The organism is Stenotrophomonas lactitubi (assembly GCF_002803515.1).
Classification (GTDB): Bacteria; Pseudomonadota; Gammaproteobacteria; order Xanthomonadales; family Xanthomonadaceae; genus Stenotrophomonas; species Stenotrophomonas lactitubi.
Genome location: NZ_PHQX01000001.1, coordinates 3,760,269 through 3,778,080, shown reverse-complemented (window position 1 = coordinate 3,778,080; position 17,812 = coordinate 3,760,269). Strand labels below are relative to the sequence as shown.

The window sequence follows — 17,812 nt, the reverse complement described above, 5'->3', positions numbered from 1 at the left end:
CCGGCCAGGCCGGAGGTGGGTGAACTGGGCCATGCCCGGTGGCGTGACCCTCGTCGTTGCCTCGCGGCGGACTGCCACGGTGCGTTCGGCGGGATGCCTGGACGCTCACGGCCGGCAGTGTACCCCTATCGCAGGGCGCGGACAGATGCTGGCTGGAACCCAGCGTATCGTGATCGGGGTTGAGCACGGTATGTGTCCGATTTCACTGTCCATGGCTGAAATGGGGGTGCTGGCGCGGTAGGCCATGGGCGCATGCGCCGCTGTTCAAGCGCGGTACTGCGGGGTGAAGAGGTGCGTCTCCGTAAGCTCTGAGACGCCTGATTCCGGTTTGCCGGCCCGAGTGCGGTAAACTGGGGCATTGTGCGGCGCGCGGACCCGAGGGGTCCCGGCCAGCCCGACCCGCCGCAGGGGCCGCAGTTTGCGACGGAGCCCCAGACAGATTTCAGTGCCGCCGCCCGCAGGCGCGTGGCCATACCAAGACGGACACATGAGCGACAAACCGCTGACCGATTTGACTTTTTCCTCCTTCGATCTGCATCCGGCCCTGCAGGCCGGTCTTGAAGGAGCCGGATTCACCCGCTGCACGCCCATCCAGGCGCTGACCCTGCCGGTCGCGCTGCCCGGTGGCGACGTCGCCGGCCAGGCCCAGACCGGCACCGGCAAGACGCTGGCCTTCCTGGTCGCTGTCGTGAACCGCCTGCTGACGCGTCCGGCGCTGGCCGATCGCAAGCCGGAAGATCCGCGCGCGCTGATCCTGGCCCCGACCCGCGAACTGGCCATCCAGATCCACAAGGATGCGGTCAAGTTCGGTTCCGACCTCGGCCTGCGTTTCGCCCTGGTGTACGGCGGCGTGGATTACGACAAGCAGCGCGAGATCCTGCAGCAGGGCGTGGACGTGATCATCGCCACCCCCGGCCGCCTGATCGACTACGTCAAGCAGCACAAGGTGGTCTCGCTGCACGCCTGCGAGATCTGCGTGCTGGACGAAGCCGACCGCATGTTCGACCTGGGCTTCATCAAGGACATCCGCTTCCTGCTGCGCCGCATGCCGGAGCGCTCCACCCGCCAGACCCTGCTGTTCAGCGCCACCTTGAGCCACCGCGTGCTCGAGCTGGCCTATGAGCACATGAACGAGCCGCAGAAGCTGGTGGTTGAAGCCGAGACCATCACCGCCGCGCGCGTGCGCCAGCGCATCTACTTCCCGGCCGACGAAGAGAAGATCCCGCTGCTGCTGGGCCTGCTGTCGCGCAGCGAAGGCGCGCGCACCATGGTCTTCGTCAACACCAAGGTGTTCGTCGAGCGCGTGGCGCGCTCGCTGGAACGTGCTGGTTACCGCGTCGGCGTGCTGTCCGGCGACGTGCCGCAGAAGAAGCGTGAGAGCCTGCTCAACCGCTTCCAGAAGGGTCAGCTGGAAATCCTGGTGGCCACCGATGTGGCCGCCCGCGGCCTGCACATCGACGGCATCAAGTACGTCTACAACTACGACCTGCCGTTCGACGCCGAAGACTACGTGCACCGCATCGGCCGTACCGCCCGCCTGGGCGAGGAAGGCGATGCCATCAGCTTCGCCTGCGAGCGCTACGCGATGGGCCTGCCGGACATCGAGGCCTACATCGAGCAGAAGATCCCGGTTGAAGCGGTCACCAGCGAGATCCTGACCTCGCTGCCGCGCCCGGAGCGTGCCGCCCCGGCACCGGGTGAGGAAGGCGACGAGAACGAAAGCGTCGGCCAGATCTTCCGCGAAGCACGCGAAGCGCGTGCCGCCGAGGAAGAGCGTCGTGGCGGCGGCCGCAGTGGCGGTCGTTCCGGCAGCGGTGCTGGCGCCGGGCGTGGTGGCCGCGACGGCGAGCGCAGCGGCGAACGCCGTCCGCGTGGTCCGCGCAAGCCGCGTGTGGAAGGCGAGCAGGTTGCCGCCGCAGCAGTCGAGGGCGCGGTGACGGCCGAAGCCGCTGCCGTGCAGGCCCCGCGTCCGCCGCGCGCTGAGGTGGCGCCGGAAGGTGCGGTGGACGGCGAGCGCAAGCCGCGCAAGCGTCGTCGTCGTCGCCACGGCCGTCCGGTCGAGGGTGCCGAGGGCGTGGCGAGCGACGGCAACGGTGCCGCTCCGGTCAAACCGGTGCAGGTGGTGGCCAAGCCGGTGCGTACCAGCGCCGATGCCGGCGACTCGTTCCTGACCCGTATCGGCCGCAAGATCCGCCGGATGCTGTCGGGCAACTGATCCGGTAGCACCCGACCGTTGGTCGGGTGGTATCAAGGGTGTGCCGACCAACGGTCGGCACCCACCATGCGGCCCGGCGCTACCGATCTGTCGCGCCGGTCCTGCATAATCGGGGCATGAGTGTCCTGCGCTTCGACAATGTCAGCAAACAGTACGCCGGTGGCCACGAAGCCCTGACCGATGTCAGCTTCGAGGTCGCGCCGGGCGAAATGCTGTTCGTCACCGGTCACTCCGGGGCGGGCAAGAGCACCCTGCTCAAGTTGATCCACCTCGACGAGCGGCCCAGCCGCGGCGCGGTGATGTTCGACGAGCGCAACCTGCTGAAGGTGCGCGGCGGCGATGTGCCGCGGCATCGACGCGCGGTCGGCGCGGTCTACCAGGACCACCGCCTGCTGATGGACCGCTCCATCGCCGAGAACGTGGCCCTGCCGCTGATCCTGCGCGGCACCCGCCGTGGCGACATCAACAAGCGCGTGCGTTCGGTGCTCGAGCGCATGGGCCTGGGGCACCGCGAGAAGGCGCTGCCCTCGCAGCTGTCGGCTGGTGAGCAGCAGCGCGTCGGCATCGCCCGTGCGATCGTCGGCGAACCCAAGCTGCTGGTGGCCGACGAGCCGACCGGCAACCTCGACCCGACCCTGGCCGCGGAAATCATGTCCCTGTTCGCCGAGCTGCCCGCGCGCGGCACCAGCGTGCTGGTGGTCAGTCATGACCTGCCGCTGCTGCGCCACATGCGCAAGCGGGTGCTGATCCTCGACCACGGCCGGCTGGTGGACGACATCTCGCCGCAGGATCTGGCGGAGTAACCATGGCCAAGAACGAAAACACCGAAGCCGCTGCGCCGTCGCGCCTGGGCGTGTGGTTCCAGCATCACGTGCACAGCGTGGTGTTCAGCCTCGGCCGCGCCTGCCGCAAACCGTGGGCAACGCTGCTGACCGTGATGGTCATGGCGCTGGCCCTGGCGCTGCCGCTGGGCCTGTCGATCGCGCTGGACAACCTCAAGCAGTTCGCCGGCAGCGTGCAGCAGTCGCGCGACATCAACGTCTTCCTGAAGGCCGACGTCGACGGCCCCGGTGCGTTGCGCCTGGCTGGTGAACTACGCGATCGTCCCGATGTGGGCAGTGTCACCGTGCGCACGCCGGAACAGGGCCTGGAGGAACTGCGCCAGGCCGGTCTCGGCGAGGCCATCGACGCACTCAACGACAACCCGCTGCCCTCGCTGCTGGTGATCACCCCCGGTCAGGGCCAGGACGATGCTCGGCTGGCGCGCGCGCTGGAAAGCCTGCCCGGGGCGGACCTGGTGCAGCACGACGCGTTGTGGCGCCAGCGCCTGGATGCATGGCTCGCGTTCGGCGCGCGGCTGGTGCAGGTACTGTCGGTGCTGCTCGGCGTCGGCGCCGCGCTGGTGGTCGGCAACACCGTGCGCCTGGACATCCAGGCCCGCCGCGAGGAAATCGGCGTACTGCAGCTGCTCGGCGCCAGCGATGGCTTCATCCGCCGCCCGTTCCTGTACCTGGGCGCCTGGTATGGCCTGGGCGCCGGCGCGGTTGCGCTGGGCCTGATCGGCATTGCCGGTGCCGCCCTGCGCGCACCCCTGGCCGAACTGTCGCGCAGCTATGGCAGCCCGTTCGTGCTGCATGGCCTGGACCTGCTGCATGGCAGCCTGGTGCTGCTCGGCACCTTGCTGCTGGGCTGGCTGGGTGCGTGGCTGGTGACCGGTCACTTCCTCCGCCAGACCCGCCCGACCGACACCTGAGACCGGCATGCAACCGCAAGCGCTGAAGCACCTTGAAGGGCCCGCGACGCGGGTGATGGTGGTTGACGGTTCCAAGCTGGTGCGCAAGCTGATCGCCGACGTGCTGCAGCGCGATCTGCCGGGCGTGGAGGTGATCGGCTGCGACAGCATCGAGGACGCCCAGCATGCGCTGGCGCAGGGCCCGGTCGATCTGGTCACCACCTCGCTGACCCTGCGCGATGGCGACGGGCTGGCGCTGGCACGGACGGTGCGTGAAGCCGCCGGCCAGGCCTATGTGCCGGTGATCGTGGTCTCCGGCGATGCCCAGCAGCACCTGGAGCAACGCCGTTTCACCGAGTACGTCACCGACTACTTCGACAAATCGCTGGGCCACGAGGCTCTGGCGACGTTCGTGCGCGGCTACGTGCAGCCGCAGACCATTCCCGGCGCGACCATCCTTTATATCGAGGACAGCCGGGTGGTGGCCGAGGCGACCAAGCGCATGCTCGAGCGCCAGCAGCTCAACGTGATGCATGTGGTCAGCGCCGAAGAAGCGTTCACCCTGCTGACCGCCGAATCGCTGGGGCGCAGCCGCCATCGCATCGACCTGGTGCTGACCGATGTGACCCTGAAGGGAGAGCTGAGCGGCCGCGACGTGGTGCAGCGCGTGCGCGTGGACTTCGGCTACGGCAAGCGCCGCCTGCCGGTGCTGGTGATGACCGGCGATGGCAATCCGCACAACCAGACCGGCCTGCTGCAGGCTGGCGCCAACGACCTGGTGCTGAAGCCGATCGAAGAGCGTCTGTTGATCACCAAGGTGCTGTTCCAGCTGCGGCTGGCCCGGTTGAATGATGGACCCCTGTTGCGATGACGTGTTGCGATGATCGATGAAGTAGTGGACACCCCAGCGATCCAGCTGGAACCGAGCTGGAAACAGCGTGTAGGCGATTACCTGCTGCAGCCGCAGATGCGCGAGCTGTCCAGCTTCCTGCGGCAGCGCAAGGCCAGCGGCGCGGCGGTGTTTCCGCCCGGCCCGCAGATCTTCGCCGCGTTCGATGCCACCCCGTTCGATCAGGTGAAAGTGGTCATCCTCGGCCAGGACCCGTACCACGGTCGTGGACAGGCCCATGGCCTGAGTTTCTCGGTGCAGCCGGGTGTGCCGGTGCCGCCGTCGCTGTTGAACATCTACAAGGAGATCGAGGGTGACCTCGCCATCCCGCGCCCCGACCACGGCTGCCTGATTCCCTGGGCACAGCGCGGCGTGCTGCTGCTCAACGCCGTGCTGACGGTGGAAGAGGGCAAGGCCGGTGCCCACCAGGGGCGCGGCTGGGAAGGCTTCACCGATCACGTGGTGGATGTGCTCAACCGCGAGCGCGAGGGCCTGGTGTTCATGCTCTGGGGCGCCTACGCGCAGCAGAAGGGCAAGGTGATCGATGGCGGTCGCCACCGCGTGCTGAAATCGCCGCATCCCTCGCCGCTGTCGGCCCACCGTGGCTTCCTTGGCTGCCGTCATTTCTCGATGGCCAACGAGTACCTGCAGCGCCGTGGGCAGGCCCCGATCGACTGGTCGCTGCCGCCGCGGGCGTCGCTGGCGCCATCGGGCTGAACGGCGGGCAACGCCGCCCGGTGATTGAAGGGCGAAACCGCCGCCTGTTCAGCTCCCTTTGACCCGGAATGGCCGTGTTTTCCAGGCTAGTGGGTTGAATTCCAAGGGATTGTGTATCCCGAAAAGCGCGCTCGCCACTGTCATCAAATCGCGTTACGGTAGGGCTCTGTTTGGGACCAGTGTTTCATCAGTGGAATGCTGGAACTTTTTCCTCCTTTAGCAGTCCAATTCCCCGACTGCTAAGATGGGTGCCTATGAGCCAGAACACCTCTACTGCCCTTGTGGCAAACAATCTGCCGATTCCCAGTGCGCTCGGTTCGCTGGACGCCTATATCGGTGCCGTGCACCAGATCCCGGTGCTGTCGGTCGATAACGAACAGGACCTGGCCCGTCGCTTCCGCGACGGCAATGATCTGGACGCTGCCCGTGAGCTGGTGCATTCGCACCTGCGCTTCGTGGTGCACGTGGCCCGCGGCTACAACGGCTACGGCCTTGCGCTGGGCGACCTGATCCAGGAAGGCAACATCGGCCTGATGAAGGCGGTCAAGCGCTTCGACCCCGACATGGGCGTGCGCCTGGTGTCCTTCGCCGTGCATTGGATTCGTGCCGAGATGCACGAGTTCATCCTGAAGAACTGGCGCATCGTCAAGGTCGCCACGACCAAGGCGCAGCGCAAGTTGTTCTTCAACCTGCGCAAGTCGAAGAAGCGCCTGGGCTGGATGAACGCGGCTGAAGTCACCGCGGTGGCCAAGGACCTGAACGTTTCCGAGCGCGAAGTGCTGGAAATGGAATCGCGCCTGTCCGGCCGCGATATCGGTTTCGATGCGCCGACCGACGAAGACAACGACCACGCGCCGCCGTCGCCGGCTGCGTATCTGGTGGCCAATGACGAAGATCCGTCGATGGCCTACGAGCGCGAGGACAGCGAAGACAACCAGATGCAGCTGCTGCGCGAAGGCCTGGCGGAACTGGATGCGCGTTCGCGCGACATCATCCGCCGCCGCTGGCTGGATGCGGACAGCAAGGTGACGCTGCAGGAGCTGGCAGACGAGTACGGCGTGTCCGCCGAGCGTATCCGCCAGGTTGAAGCGAACGCGTTGAAGAAGATGAAGGCGCTGTTCACCGCGTAAGGTGGTGACGCGCTTGATTGACGAAAAGGCCCGGCAATGCCGGGCCTTTTCCTTTCGGCGGTGGCTTCATCCACGCATGGCGTGGATCTACTACGGGCCCACACCCTGCATGAACGAATCGCACCGTAGATCCACCCCATGTGTGGATGCGGCAAGATCCAGTAGATCCACGCCATGCGTGGATGTCCTGATGCCGCGTGGACCTCACCCCTCGCGTGCGATCGCGCGCCAACCAATGTCATTGCGGTGGAACTCATTGGCCCAGCTCACCTTTGCCACGCCTGCATACGCGTTCGCCTGCGCGTCGCGCACGCTGTCACCCAGTGCAGCCACGCACAGCACGCGGCCGCCGGCGCTGAGCACCTGGCCCTGCGCATCCAGCGTCGTACCTGCATGGAACACCTTGGCCGTTGCCGGCACCTCATCCAGGCCGGAGATCACCTCACCGGTGATGGGCGCTTCCGGGTATGGCTTGGCTGCCAGCACCACGCCCAGTGACGGGCGCGGATCCCACTGCGCGTCGACCTGGTCCAGGCGGCCATCGATCGCCGCTTCCACCAGCTCCACCAGGTCCGACTGCAGGCGCAGCATCACCGGCTGCGTTTCCGGGTCGCCGAAACGCACGTTGAACTCGATCACCTTCGGCGCGCCGCTGGCATCGATCATCAGGCCCGCGTAGAGGAAGCCGGTGAACGGAATGCCGTCGGCGATCATGCCCTGCACGGTCGGGTTGACCACCTCGCGCATCACACGTGCATGCACCTCGGGCGTGACCACCGGGGCCGGCGAGTACGCACCCATGCCGCCGGTGTTCGGGCCGGTGTCGCCGTCGCCGACGCGCTTGTGATCCTGCGAGGTGGCCATCGGCAGTGCGTGCACGCCGTCGACCATCGAAATGAAGCTGGCTTCCTCGCCGTCGAGGAATTCCTCGATCACCACGCGCGCGCCGGCATCGCCGAAGGCGTTGCCCGAAAGCATGTCACGCACCGCGTCTTCGGCTTCGGCCAGGGTCATCGCCACGATCACGCCCTTGCCGGCGGCCAGGCCGTCGGCCTTGACCACGATCGGCGCGCCCTTCTCGCGCAGGTAGGCCAGTGCCGCGTCCACCTCGGTGTGCACGGAATAGAACGCGGTGGGGATGTTGTGGCGTGCCAGGAAATCCTTGGCGTAGGCCTTGCTGCCTTCCAGCTGCGCGGCGGCAGCCGTCGGCCCGAAGATGCGCAGGCCGGCGGCGCGGAAGCGGTCGACCACGCCGGCTACCAGCGGCACTTCCGGGCCGACCACGGTCAGCGCCACGCCTTCGGCCTGGGCCAGGGCGAGCAGGCCATCGATGTCGGTGACCTTCACCGCGACGTTGCGGCACTTGTCTTCGTTGGCGGTGCCGGCATTGCCGGGCGCTACGAGCACTTCAGTGACACGGGAGGACTGGGCCAGCTTCCATGCCAGGGCGTGTTCGCGGCCGCCAGAGCCGATGACGAGGATTTTCATTGCGTGGAGATCCTGGGGGACAGAAGTGGATGGGATCGGAGAAATCAGTCAGATGGGCTTTCTGCTGGACGCCAAGCGTTTTGCCTCGGCGTTGAGACTCGCAAGATCAAGCTCGGCTTCGCGTTCGGACGCGATCCTTGCAGACGCACGTCGTGCCGCGTCGAATTCTGCGTAGCGCTCCGTGATGATGGCTTCCATCTGCTGGTTGGACACGCGGCCGGGGCCATCGAGAATGGCGCGCTCGTTGAAGTCAAGGAAGCGATCGGTCTGCCTGATCCAGTCCAGCATATGGGTTTCTACGCGTCGCTCGGCGCGATCTTCAGCAAAATCCAGGAACATGGAGACCAGGCGGTTGAGCTGTTCAAGCTCCTGCTGAAGCAGGTAATTCTTGGAGACGACTGCATCGGACTTGCGGGGTTTGTCGCCGGTCCAGTTGGTCAGGCCCATGTGCGGTGCGTTGGAATCAGCGCGTTCCACAATCAGCTGTGCCGCTGTGCGGCCGGTGACAGCGTAGACCAGCTTGTTCTGGATGGTGGCAAAGAACGTCTTGGCGGTGGCTGCGCTACCGTCGTAGTCGGAGCTGCTGACTTTGAACAGTTCGCGCAGGGTTTGATAGAAGCGCTTTTCAGAACTGCGGATATCGCGGATGCGGTGCAGCAGTTCCTTGAAATAGTCCGCACGCTCGGCATCCTTGAGCCGCTCGTCATCCAGTACGAAGCCTTTGACCAGATACTCGGACAGGGTGTCGCTGGCCCATCGACGGAACTGGCTCCCGCGAGGTGACCGGACGCGGAATCCGACCGCCAGAATCATCTCCAATCGATACAGCTGAACGGAACGATTGATCGTGCGCTTGCCCTCGGTTTGAACTGTCAAGTAATCCTTGACGGTTCCCTCGGCTTTCAGCTCGCCATCCTGCAGGACGTTCCGGATGTGAAGACTGATGTTCTGCTTGGTCGTATCAAACAGCGCGGCCATCTCGCCCTGGGTCATCCACACCGTCCCCTCCGTAGCGCGCAGATGGACTTCCGTCCGGCCGTCGTCGGTGCGGTAGAGGATCAGTTCGCCGAGGGGACTGTTCATGGCCGGTCGATGTGCCTCACTCGCAGCCTTCGCGTCGCAGTGATTCGGGGAAGGAATAGGTCCAGGACTTCGGGTCCAGGGTGAAGCGGTGCTCCTGCCGCACCCGCTTGCCGCCGCAGGTGTTGCCGGTTTCCTCGATCAACAGCGGCCAGACGCGCGCGCTGCGGTCGCTGTCGTCGAAACGCAGCGCGAAGTCGATGCTGAAGCGGCGGGTCCGGCAGTCCTCGACAGTGTCAGCGTCGGTACTGGCGTCGACGGTGTCGCATTCGTACTGGGCGTCGTTGTCGATGTGGCTGCGCACGTTGCCGGTGGCGACCAATCCCTTCGGCCCCGGCAGGATCAGTGACTGCGAGAGCAGCGAGAAGCCCTGGCCGAACCAGCCATCTTCGACGCGGAAGCCGTAAAAGTCGCTGCCAGCGCGGATGATGCTGGCGCTGCCGGGCTGACCGCCGCTGCCGAAGCGCTCGCCGGTCAGTTCGCTCGCCACTTCGAAGCCTTCGCCCTTGGGATGCAGCACGAAGAAGTCGATGGTTCCCGGGTCGATGTGCGCGCCATCGGCCAGCGCGCCGCACACTGCCAGCAGCTGCTGCCAGCTGTCGCCGGTCACCACCGGCTGCTCGGCACAGACCTGCCAGTCCACGGGACGGGTTTCGCCTTCCTGGGTCCAGGTGCCGCGCCACTCACCTGACAGCTTGGCGTCCTTGCCGTAGCGTTCGGTCAGGAACGCCTGCAGCCGCGCGGTGCGGCTGATATGGGCAGTGGGCTCGGTGGTGGCCGCCTTTGCAGGCTCTGCCTGCGGGCCAGCGGTGGGTTCGGCGGCCGGCTTGCAGCCGGCCAGCAGCGCCGTGCCAACGAAGGCGAGCACGGCGAGCGGTTTCAAAGAGACTGCAGACATCCGTGTCGCTCCAGTAATCAGTGGCGGAAGTGGCGGACGCCGGTGAACACCATGGCCAGGCCGTGCTCGTCGGCGGCGGCGATGACTTCGGCATCGCGCATCGAGCCGCCCGGCTGGATCACCGCCTTGATGCCGGCCGCGGCTGCAGCGTCGATGCCATCGCGGAACGGGAAGAATGCATCGGAGGCCATCACCGAGCCCTCCACCACCAGGTTCGCATCGGCCGCCTTGATGCCGGCGATGCGCGCGGAGTACACGCGGCTCATCTGGCCGGCACCGACACCGATGGTGCGGTTGTCCTTGGCATAGACGATCGCGTTGGACTTCACGAACTTGGCGACCTTCCAGGCGAACAGCAGGTCGGTGAACTGCTTGTCGGTCGGCGCCAGCTTGCTGACCACCTTCAGTTCGTCGCGGGTCATGCCGCGGTTGTCCGACGACTGCAGCAGCAGGCCGGAGCCCACGCGCTTGTTGTCGAAGTTGTTCAGGCCATCGCCGTGCGGGATGCGCAGCACGCGCACGTTGGCCTTCTTCTGCGCGTATTCCAGCGCGGCCGGTTCGTAATCCGGGGCGATCAGCACTTCAACGAACTGGCGATCCAGGATCACCTGCGCGGTAGCTGCATCGAGCGGCTTGTTGAAGGCGATGATGCCGCCGAAGGCGCTGGTCGGGTCGGTGGCGTAGGCCAGTTCGTAGGCATCACCATTGCCGGCACCAACGGCCACGCCGCACGGGTTGGCATGCTTGACGATGACGCAGGCCGGCGCATCGAACTGACGCACGCATTCCCATGCCGCATCGGCATCGGCCAGATTGTTGTAGCTCAGCTCCTTGCCCTGCAGCTGCTGGAAGGTGGCCAGCGTGCCCGGCACCGGATGCAGGTCGCGGTAGAACGCGCCGCTCTGGTGCGGGTTTTCGCCGTAGCGCAGGTCCATCACCTTCACGAAGGTGGAATTCATCTGCGCCGGGTACTCGGCCCGCGCCGGCACGGCAGCGTCGGTGGCGGTGACCGCCGACAGGTAGTTGCTGATCGCCGCGTCGTACTGGGCGACGCGGTTGAACGCGGCTACCGAGAACGCGAAACGGGTGCCGGCCGACAGCTGACCGTCGTTGGCGTCGAGCGAGGCCAGCAGTTCGGCGTACTGCGACGGATCGGTGGCCACCGCCACGCGGGCGAAGTTCTTGGCCGCCGAGCGCAGCATCGCCGGGCCGCCGATGTCGATGTTCTCCACCGCATCGGCCAGCGAGCAGTCGGCCTTGGCGGTGACCGCTTCGAACGGATACAGGTTCAGCACCAGCAGGTCGATGGCGCCGATGCCGTGCTCGGCCATCACGGCGTCGTCCAGGCCGGAACGGCCCAGCAGGCCGCCGTGCACCATCGGATGCAGGGTCTTGACCCGGCCGTCCATCATTTCCGGGAAGCCGGTGACCTCGGCAACGTCCTTCACGGCCAGGCCGGCATCGCGGATCGCCTTGGCGGTACCGCCGGTGGACAGCAGCTCCACGCCGCGTGCAGCCAGCGCGGTGGCCAGCTCGACCAGGCCGGTCTTGTCGGAAACGGAGAGGAGGGCCCGACGGACGGGCAACAGATCAGCAGTCATGGGGACAGGGCAATCGGCAGCGGAGCGGGGCCGATATTGTAGGCGGTGGGGGCCGGTGGCGGGCGCTGGTGGGGGAAATTGGCCGGTGCAGGCCCCTGTCGAGGTCCGCTCGGCAGCGCCCGCATGGGCCGGCATTGGGAGCAATTCGATACGTGGCGCTGTCGCAATCAGGTAGGCTGTGCCCGCACTGCCAAGGATTAGCGGGTTCAGATCGTGTCGATCTATGCATTGAAAGGACGTTTCCAGGACCTGCTGCGTCCGGCCGTACACGGCCTGTACCGCATGGGCGTCACCGCCAACGCGGTGACCGTGGCTGCGGCCGTGGTCTCGCTGCTGGTGGCTGCCGCCGTGTGGTACTGCGCCCCCGCCCAGCCGCTGCTGTATCTGGCGCTGCCGCTGTGGATGCTGCTGCGCATGGCCCTCAACGCCGTCGACGGCATGCTGGCCCGCGAGTTCGGCCAGCAATCGCGGCTGGGCGCCTATCTGAATGAGTTGTGCGATGTGATCGCCGACGCGGCGCTGTACCTGAGCCTGCTCAGCGTACCGGGCGTGCGTGCGGAGGCACTGTGGCTGCTGGCCTGGGCCGCCGCGCTGAGCGAGTACGCCGGCGTACTGGGTTTGATGGTCGGAGCGAGCCGCCGCTATGACGGCCCGATGGGCAAGAGCGACCGCGCGTTCGTGATTGGCGTGCTGGGCCTGCTGCTGGCGTTTGGCTGGGCAGGTGCGACCGTGGTCAGCGCAGTCGCGGCACTGGCTGCGCTGCTGTGCGTGCTGACGATGGCCGGCCGCGTACGCCAGGGATTGAAGGAAGCCGCAGCGACACCGCAGCGGTAAACACAACAAGACTTCACGCCATTCCAATACGGAGATTGCATGCGTCAGGCGCAGGAACGGGAATTCCACAGCTTCGACCAGGTACCGCTGTTCTACCGGTACTGGCCGAGCACCACGGCAACCACGCCGGCCAAGGCCATCGTGCTGCTGCATCGCGGCCATGAACACTCTGGCCGGGTCACCCATCTGGTCGATGAACTGGCCCTGCCCGACACGGCTTTCTTTGCATGGGATGCGCGCGGCAACGGCCGCTCGCCCGGCACTCGCGGCGACGCACCGGGGTTCCCGGCGCTGGTACGCGACCTGGACAGTTTCATCGCCCACATCGGTGCCGAGCACGGCATCGCGATCGAGGACATCGTGGTGATCGCGCAGAGCGTGGGCGCGGTGGTTGCCGCCACCTGGGTGCATGACTATGCGCCGCGGTTGCGCGCGCTGGTAATGGCTTCGCCGGCCTTCAAGGTGAAGCTGTACGTGCCGTTCGCACGCGCTGGGCTGGCGCTGATGCAGAAGCTGCGCGGCAACTTCTTCGTCAACAGTTACGTCAAGCCGCAATGGCTGACCCACGACCCGGCACGGGTGGAAAGCTACCGCACCGACCCGCTGATCACCCGGCCGATCTCGGTGCGCGTGCTGCTGGGCCTGTACGAAGCCGCCGACCGCATCGTGGCCGACGCGCAGGCGATCAGCGTGCCGGTGCAGTTGCTGGTGTCTGGTTCGGACTTCGTGGTGCATCGCGGCCCGCAGGATCGCTTCTACGAACGCCTGTCCAGCCCTATCAAGGAGCGCGTGCACCTGCCGGGCTTCTTCCACGACACCCTGGGCGAGCGCGACCGTGCACCGGCGCTGGCTCGCGTCCGCAGCTTCATCCAGGCGCGCTTTGCCGAACCGCTGCAGGAACTGTCGCGGCGCGATGCGCATCGGCACGGCCCGACCTTCGAAGAGTCGGAGATCCTGTCGTGGCCGCCGGAGCGCAACAGCCTGGCCGACCTGCGCTGGCGCGTGGTGCGCGGTGGCCTGCGCTTCGGTGGCACGCTGTCCGAAGGCATCGCGCTGGGCCTGCAGACTGGTTTTGACTCGGGCAGCACGCTGGACTACATCTACCGTGATGAAGCGCGGGGCAAGGGCCCGCTGGGCCGGATGGTCGACCGCAATTATCTGGATGCGATCGGTTGGCGCGGCATCCGCGTGCGCGGCAAGCATCTGCAGGAACTGCTGCGCGATGCCGCCCAGCGACTGCGCGGGCAGGGCGCGCCGGTGCGCGTGCTGGACGTGGCTGCCGGCCATGGCCGTTACGTGCTGGAAGCACTCGGCCAGGGCGAGCAGCGTGCCGACCGCATCGTGCTGCGCGATTTCAGCGATCTGAACGTGACCCAGGGCAAGGCCTTGATCGAGCGCCTTGGCGCGGCCGACATCGCTCGCTTCGAACAGGGCGATGCGTTCGATCCGGCGCAGCTGGCGGCAGTGGACCCGGCGCCGACGCTGGCGGTGGTGTCCGGCCTGTACGAACTGTTCCCGGACAACGATGCGGTGCTGCGTTCGCTGCAGGGCATTGCCGCGACGGTGCCGGTGGGCGGTTACCTGGCCTATACCGGGCAGCCGTGGCATCCGCAGCTGGAGTTCATCGCGCGTGCATTGACCAGCCACCGTGGTGGCGCGGCGTGGGTGATGCGCCGCCGTACCCAGCAGGAGATGGACGAACTGGTGCGCCTGGCCGGCTTCCAGAAGGTGGCCCAGCGCATCGATGACTTCGGCATCTTCAGCGTATCGCTGGCACGCCGGATCGCGTGATGGCGACGCTGGTGGCAACCGCATCACCCAGCGAGGCGCGTCCGTGGCGGCGCGCCCTGCTATGGCTGGTCTTGCTGGGGCCGTTCTTCTTCGCCAGCTATGGCTTTGCCAACTGGATGGCGGGCCGCCACGCCGAATTGCCGGTGCTGGCGTTCGCCTGGGAGACGCAGATTCCGTTCGTACCGTGGACGATCGTGCCGTACTGGTCGATCGACCTGTTCTATGCGATTTCGTTCTTCCTGTGCCGGCGTCGGCTGGAGCTGGACCGGCACGCGTTGCGCCTGCTCAGCGCGCAGGTGATCGCGGTGGCGTGCTTCCTGTTGTGGCCATTGCGCTTCAGCTTCGAACGGCCGGAAATCGGCGGTGTGTTCGGCTGGTTGTTCGATGTGCTGCTGGGCTTCGACAAGCCCTTCAACCAGGCGCCGTCGCTGCACATCGTGCTACTGATCGTGCTGTGGGTGAAGTTCGCGCAATACCTGCACGGGGTCTGGCGGCTGCTGCTGCACGTATGGGCGCTGCTGATCGGCATTTCGGTGCTGACAACGTTCCAGCACCACTTCATCGACATTCCCACCGGGCTGCTGGCCGGCTGGCTGTGCGTGTGGCTGTGGCCGGAGCAGGGCACGCCGCCGCTGCGTGCATGGCAGGCCACGGGTGACCCGAAACGTTGGCGGCTGGCGGCGTTGTATGCGCTCGCTGCCGGCCTGCTGCTGGTGCCGGTGGTGATGCTGCGTGGCACCGCGTTGTGGCTGCTGTGGCCGATGGTGTCGTTGCTGCTGGTGTCGATGGCCTATGCGGGGCTGGGCACGGCGGTGTTCCAGAAGCGCGCCGATGGCCGGTTGACGATGGCCGCGCGCTGGCTGCTGGCACCGTACCTGGGTGCGGCGTGGATCAACTCGCGGTTGTGGACGCGCCGCGCGCCGCAGCCCGTGCCGGTCATCGATGCGGTCTGGCTGGGTCGTCTGCCGGCTGCCGCACTGCCGGCGCCGCTGGTAGGGGTGGTCGACACCTGTGCCGAGCTTTCCTGTCGTGCGCCAGGGGCAGCGTATGCCAGCGTGCCGATGCTGGACCTGGTGGTGCCATCGGCGGCGCAGCTGCGTGCCGCGGCGGACGCCATCGAACGCCTGCGCGATCATGGCCCCGTGCTGGTCTGCTGTGCACTGGGCTATTCGCGCAGCGCGGCCAGCGTGGCGACCTGGTTGCTGCGCAGCGGCCGTGCGCGCGATGTGGCCGAAGCGGTGGCGATTGTACGCTCCGCGCGGCCGAGCATCGTGCTGCATGAGGTTCATCTACAGGTGATCGCGGCCGCTGCCGCGCAGGAGACCGCTGCATGAGCGCTGTGCCCGATCTGCCGATGATGCATCTGCTGCTGCGACAGGGACGTTTGCCTGCCGCGTTGTCGCTGGGACTGCTGCTGGTGGCCCTGTTGCTGCTGGGCATCGAGCCGGGCCTGGCGATGTTCGCCGCTGGGTTGCTGCTGCTGAGCCTGGTTGCAGGCGCTGTGCAGGCGTATTACGCGGTGCGGGTGCAGTTGGATGCCAGCCTGTTGCGCTTGCTGCAGCAGGAGGGCCTGCAGGGCGAAGACGCGGCACAACGGGTGGACCAGGCACTGCATACGGCCGGCCTGCGCAGGCTGGACGCACAGGCGCCGACGCGTGGCTGGGATACGCGCTGGACCGGCATGCGTCGCCTGCTGATGCGCCAGTACGCCGCCACGCTGCTGCAGTTCGCTGCCCTGCTGCTGGCCGTGCTGTGGCCGCAGACCTGATGGGAGGTGCCGATGTTCGCTGAACTGATCGCCCGCGCCTGTAGTGCGGCCATCCATGTAGTGACCGGCGCACGCGCGCTGTGGGTCGGCTGCGCGCCGTCCAGCGAGCACCGCGTCTACTACGGCAACCATGCCAGTCATGGTGATTTCGTGCTGATCTGGTCGTCGATGCCGCCGGCACTGCGGCGTCAGGTGCGCCCGGTCGCCGCCGCCGAGTACTGGCAGCGCGATGGTCTGCGTCGCTATCTGATCGACGCGGTGTTCAATGGTGTGCTGGTGGAACGTGAGGCGGGCAACCGCCATCAGGATCCGCTGCAGGTGCTGCGTGATGCGGTGGATGAGGGCTGTTCGCTGATCCTGTTTCCGGAGGGCACGCGCAACATCGGCGATGAGCCGCTGCTGCCGTTCAAGAGCGGCATCTACCACCTGGCCCGGCAACGCCCGGAACTCGAGTTCGTGCCGGTGTGGATCGACAACCTCAAGCGGGTGATGCCGAAGGGGCGTTTCCTGCCGCTGCCGCTGCTGTGCACGGCGACCTTCGGTACGCCGCTGCGCCTGCAGGCCGATGAGGACAAGGCCGCGTTCCTGGCACGCAGCCGGCAGGCGCTGCTGGCCCTGGCCCCGAACGGAGGTCGCGCATGAGCTTCATGATCGATATGTCCGGTGATCTGGCCGCACGCAGTGTGGGTCAGCAGACCGGCCTGCTGTTCGCCGGTGTGGGTGCGGTGCTGGTGCTTGCCACGCTGGTGTCAGAAACCCTGCGCTGGCGCCAGCGCGGCAAGCCCAGCGCGGTGATCGCCAACCTGGTCTCGCGTATCCGCGCGTGGTGGGTAATGGCCATCGTGGTGGGGCTGGCGTTGTTCTTCGGACGCGCCGGCGTGATCGTGCTGTTCGCGATCATCTCGCTGTTCGCACTGCGCGAGTTCATCACCCTGGCGCCGACACGATCAGGCGATTACTACGCGTTGCTGGCCGCGTTCTACATCGTGCTGCCGTGGCAGTACTACCTGGTGTGGATCGACTGGTACGGCATGTACACGCTGTTGATTCCGGTATATGCGTTCCTGTTCCTGCCGATCCTGGCTACCATCGGCGGTGATACCACCCACTACCTCGAGCGCACGTCGAAGGTGCAGTGGGGTTTGATGATCTGCGTGTTCTGCATCTCGCACGTGCCGCTGCTGTTGAACCTGCGCGTGCCCGGCTACGATCCGGCGCGCAACGTGCTGCTGTTCGCCTTCCTGGTGATCGTGGTGCAGTCGTCGGACGTGCTGCAGTACATCTGGGGCAAGCTGCTGGGCAAGCACCTGATCGCGCCGAAGCTGTCGCCGTCGAAGACGGTGGAGGGCTTCGTCGGCGGCGTGCTCTGTGCCAGCGCGCTGGGTGCCGCGCTCTGGTGGATCACCCCGTTCACGCCGCTGCAGGCGTTCGGCCTGTCGCTGCTGATCAACCTGATGGGGTTCTGGGGCGGCCTGGTGATGTCGGCGATCAAGCGCGACCGCGGCATCAAGGACTGGGGCAACATGATCGAGGGCCATGGCGGCATGCTCGATCGGCTGGATTCAGTATGCTTCGCCGCGCCGGTGTTCTTCCACGTGGTGCGTTACTACTGGAAGGCGGGCGGCGGTGGGTGATCCGGCGGGCTTCCATCCACGCATGGCGTGGATCT

Annotated in this window: 16 protein-coding genes; 12 read left to right on the top strand and 4 right to left on the bottom strand. The window is 66.6% G+C overall.

Annotated features, from left to right (window positions below):
* Nucleotides 1-487 precede the first annotated feature (487 nt).
* The 6 genes from rhlB (at nucleotide 488) to rpoH (ending at nucleotide 6,683) form a co-directional block, all read left to right on the top strand.
* Nucleotides 488-2,215, top strand: a complete 1,728-nt coding sequence (gene rhlB, locus CR156_RS17795; protein ID WP_100553795.1) for an ATP-dependent RNA helicase RhlB — start codon at nucleotides 488-490, stop codon at nucleotides 2,213-2,215.
* Nucleotides 2,216-2,331: 116 nt separating this feature from the next.
* Nucleotides 2,332-3,018, top strand: coding sequence for a cell division ATP-binding protein FtsE (gene ftsE / locus CR156_RS17790; RefSeq protein ID WP_025878609.1), 687 nt, complete (start codon nucleotides 2,332-2,334; stop codon nucleotides 3,016-3,018).
* A gap of 2 nt (nucleotides 3,019-3,020) precedes the next feature.
* Complete coding sequence (gene ftsX, locus CR156_RS17785; RefSeq protein WP_100553794.1) at nucleotides 3,021-3,968, top strand: permease-like cell division protein FtsX; 948 nt, start codon at nucleotides 3,021-3,023, stop codon at nucleotides 3,966-3,968.
* A 7-nt stretch (nucleotides 3,969-3,975) separates the two neighbouring features.
* Nucleotides 3,976-4,818: a response regulator gene (locus CR156_RS17780; protein WP_100553793.1), complete on the top strand. Its 843-nt coding sequence runs from the start codon at nucleotides 3,976-3,978 to the stop codon at nucleotides 4,816-4,818.
* Nucleotides 4,819-4,827: 9 nt separating this feature from the next.
* Nucleotides 4,828-5,553, top strand: coding sequence for a uracil-DNA glycosylase (ung, locus tag CR156_RS17775; protein WP_100553792.1), 726 nt, complete (start codon nucleotides 4,828-4,830; stop codon nucleotides 5,551-5,553).
* 254 nt (nucleotides 5,554-5,807) lie between these two features.
* The gene (gene rpoH / locus CR156_RS17770) at nucleotides 5,808-6,683 is read left to right on the top strand and encodes an RNA polymerase sigma factor RpoH (protein WP_100462199.1); all 876 of its coding nucleotides are present in this window, start codon (nucleotides 5,808-5,810) and stop codon (nucleotides 6,681-6,683) included.
* A 204-nt stretch (nucleotides 6,684-6,887) separates the two neighbouring features.
* Here the strand turns inward: rpoH and purD are convergent, their stop codons facing one another.
* Genes purD through purH form a run of 4 tightly spaced genes read right to left on the bottom strand, consistent with a single transcriptional unit; the run spans nucleotide 6,888 to nucleotide 11,750 of the window.
* Nucleotides 6,888-8,171 (bottom strand): phosphoribosylamine--glycine ligase, encoded by a 1,284-nt coding sequence (gene purD, locus CR156_RS17765; protein ID WP_100553791.1) that lies wholly within the window; start codon nucleotides 8,169-8,171, stop codon nucleotides 6,888-6,890.
* 48 nt (nucleotides 8,172-8,219) lie between these two features.
* The gene (locus tag CR156_RS17760) at nucleotides 8,220-9,254 is read right to left on the bottom strand and encodes a virulence RhuM family protein (RefSeq protein WP_100553790.1); all 1,035 of its coding nucleotides are present in this window, start codon (nucleotides 9,252-9,254) and stop codon (nucleotides 8,220-8,222) included.
* A gap of 16 nt (nucleotides 9,255-9,270) precedes the next feature.
* Entirely contained in the window at nucleotides 9,271-10,149 is an 879-nt protein-coding gene (locus CR156_RS17755) for a hypothetical protein (protein ID WP_100553789.1), read from the bottom strand.
* A gap of 17 nt (nucleotides 10,150-10,166) precedes the next feature.
* Nucleotides 10,167-11,750: a bifunctional phosphoribosylaminoimidazolecarboxamide formyltransferase/IMP cyclohydrolase gene (gene purH / locus CR156_RS17750; protein WP_100553788.1), complete on the bottom strand. Its 1,584-nt coding sequence runs from the start codon at nucleotides 11,748-11,750 to the stop codon at nucleotides 10,167-10,169.
* Nucleotides 11,751-11,963: 213 nt separating this feature from the next.
* Between purH and CR156_RS17745 the strand changes: the two genes are divergently transcribed.
* From CR156_RS17745 to CR156_RS17720, 6 genes are read left to right on the top strand one after another with little or no spacing between them, the layout of a single operon-like run.
* Nucleotides 11,964-12,584, top strand: a complete 621-nt coding sequence (locus tag CR156_RS17745; RefSeq protein ID WP_100553787.1) for a CDP-alcohol phosphatidyltransferase family protein — start codon at nucleotides 11,964-11,966, stop codon at nucleotides 12,582-12,584.
* 39 nt (nucleotides 12,585-12,623) lie between these two features.
* Nucleotides 12,624-14,375, top strand: a complete 1,752-nt coding sequence (locus CR156_RS17740) for a bifunctional alpha/beta hydrolase/class I SAM-dependent methyltransferase (protein ID WP_100553786.1) — start codon at nucleotides 12,624-12,626, stop codon at nucleotides 14,373-14,375.
* Nucleotides 14,375-15,709 (top strand): phosphatase PAP2/dual specificity phosphatase family protein, encoded by a 1,335-nt coding sequence (locus CR156_RS17735; RefSeq protein WP_100553785.1) that lies wholly within the window; start codon nucleotides 14,375-14,377, stop codon nucleotides 15,707-15,709. The genes CR156_RS17740 and CR156_RS17735 overlap by 1 nt, the downstream gene beginning before the upstream one ends.
* Nucleotides 15,706-16,143 carry a hypothetical protein gene (locus tag CR156_RS17730; protein ID WP_100553784.1) on the top strand — a complete coding sequence of 146 codons (438 nt, stop codon included), beginning with the start codon at nucleotides 15,706-15,708 and terminating at the stop codon, nucleotides 16,141-16,143. The genes CR156_RS17735 and CR156_RS17730 overlap by 4 nt, the downstream gene beginning before the upstream one ends.
* A 12-nt stretch (nucleotides 16,144-16,155) precedes the next feature.
* Nucleotides 16,156-16,785 carry a lysophospholipid acyltransferase family protein gene (locus tag CR156_RS17725; RefSeq protein WP_025878621.1) on the top strand — a complete coding sequence of 210 codons (630 nt, stop codon included), beginning with the start codon at nucleotides 16,156-16,158 and terminating at the stop codon, nucleotides 16,783-16,785.
* Nucleotides 16,782-17,777 carry a phosphatidate cytidylyltransferase gene (locus CR156_RS17720; RefSeq protein ID WP_100553783.1) on the top strand — a complete coding sequence of 332 codons (996 nt, stop codon included), beginning with the start codon at nucleotides 16,782-16,784 and terminating at the stop codon, nucleotides 17,775-17,777. The genes CR156_RS17725 and CR156_RS17720 overlap by 4 nt, the downstream gene beginning before the upstream one ends.
* The last annotated feature ends 35 nt before the right edge of the window (nucleotides 17,778-17,812 follow it).

Excerpts from the sequence above, each read along its gene's own strand:
- rhlB (WP_100553795.1), top strand. The coding sequence starts at position 488 with ATGAGCGACAAACCGCTGACCGATTTGACTTTTTCCTCCTTCGATCTG.
- ftsE (WP_025878609.1), top strand. The coding sequence starts at position 2,332 with ATGAGTGTCCTGCGCTTCGACAATGTCAGCAAACAGTACGCCGGTGGC.
- ftsX (WP_100553794.1), top strand. The coding sequence starts at position 3,021 with ATGGCCAAGAACGAAAACACCGAAGCCGCTGCGCCGTCGCGCCTGGGC.
- CR156_RS17780 (WP_100553793.1), top strand. The coding sequence starts at position 3,976 with ATGCAACCGCAAGCGCTGAAGCACCTTGAAGGGCCCGCGACGCGGGTG.
- ung (WP_100553792.1), top strand. The coding sequence starts at position 4,828 with ATGATCGATGAAGTAGTGGACACCCCAGCGATCCAGCTGGAACCGAGC.
- rpoH (WP_100462199.1), top strand. The coding sequence starts at position 5,808 with ATGAGCCAGAACACCTCTACTGCCCTTGTGGCAAACAATCTGCCGATT.
- purD (WP_100553791.1), bottom strand. The coding sequence starts at position 8,171 with ATGAAAATCCTCGTCATCGGCTCTGGCGGCCGCGAACACGCCCTGGCA.
- CR156_RS17760 (WP_100553790.1), bottom strand. The coding sequence starts at position 9,254 with ATGAACAGTCCCCTCGGCGAACTGATCCTCTACCGCACCGACGACGGC.
- CR156_RS17755 (WP_100553789.1), bottom strand. The coding sequence starts at position 10,149 with ATGTCTGCAGTCTCTTTGAAACCGCTCGCCGTGCTCGCCTTCGTTGGC.
- purH (WP_100553788.1), bottom strand. The coding sequence starts at position 11,750 with ATGACTGCTGATCTGTTGCCCGTCCGTCGGGCCCTCCTCTCCGTTTCC.
- CR156_RS17740 (WP_100553786.1), top strand. The coding sequence starts at position 12,624 with ATGCGTCAGGCGCAGGAACGGGAATTCCACAGCTTCGACCAGGTACCG.
- CR156_RS17735 (WP_100553785.1), top strand. The coding sequence starts at position 14,375 with ATGGCGACGCTGGTGGCAACCGCATCACCCAGCGAGGCGCGTCCGTGG.
- CR156_RS17730 (WP_100553784.1), top strand. The coding sequence starts at position 15,706 with ATGAGCGCTGTGCCCGATCTGCCGATGATGCATCTGCTGCTGCGACAG.
- CR156_RS17725 (WP_025878621.1), top strand. The coding sequence starts at position 16,156 with ATGTTCGCTGAACTGATCGCCCGCGCCTGTAGTGCGGCCATCCATGTA.
- CR156_RS17720 (WP_100553783.1), top strand. The coding sequence starts at position 16,782 with ATGAGCTTCATGATCGATATGTCCGGTGATCTGGCCGCACGCAGTGTG.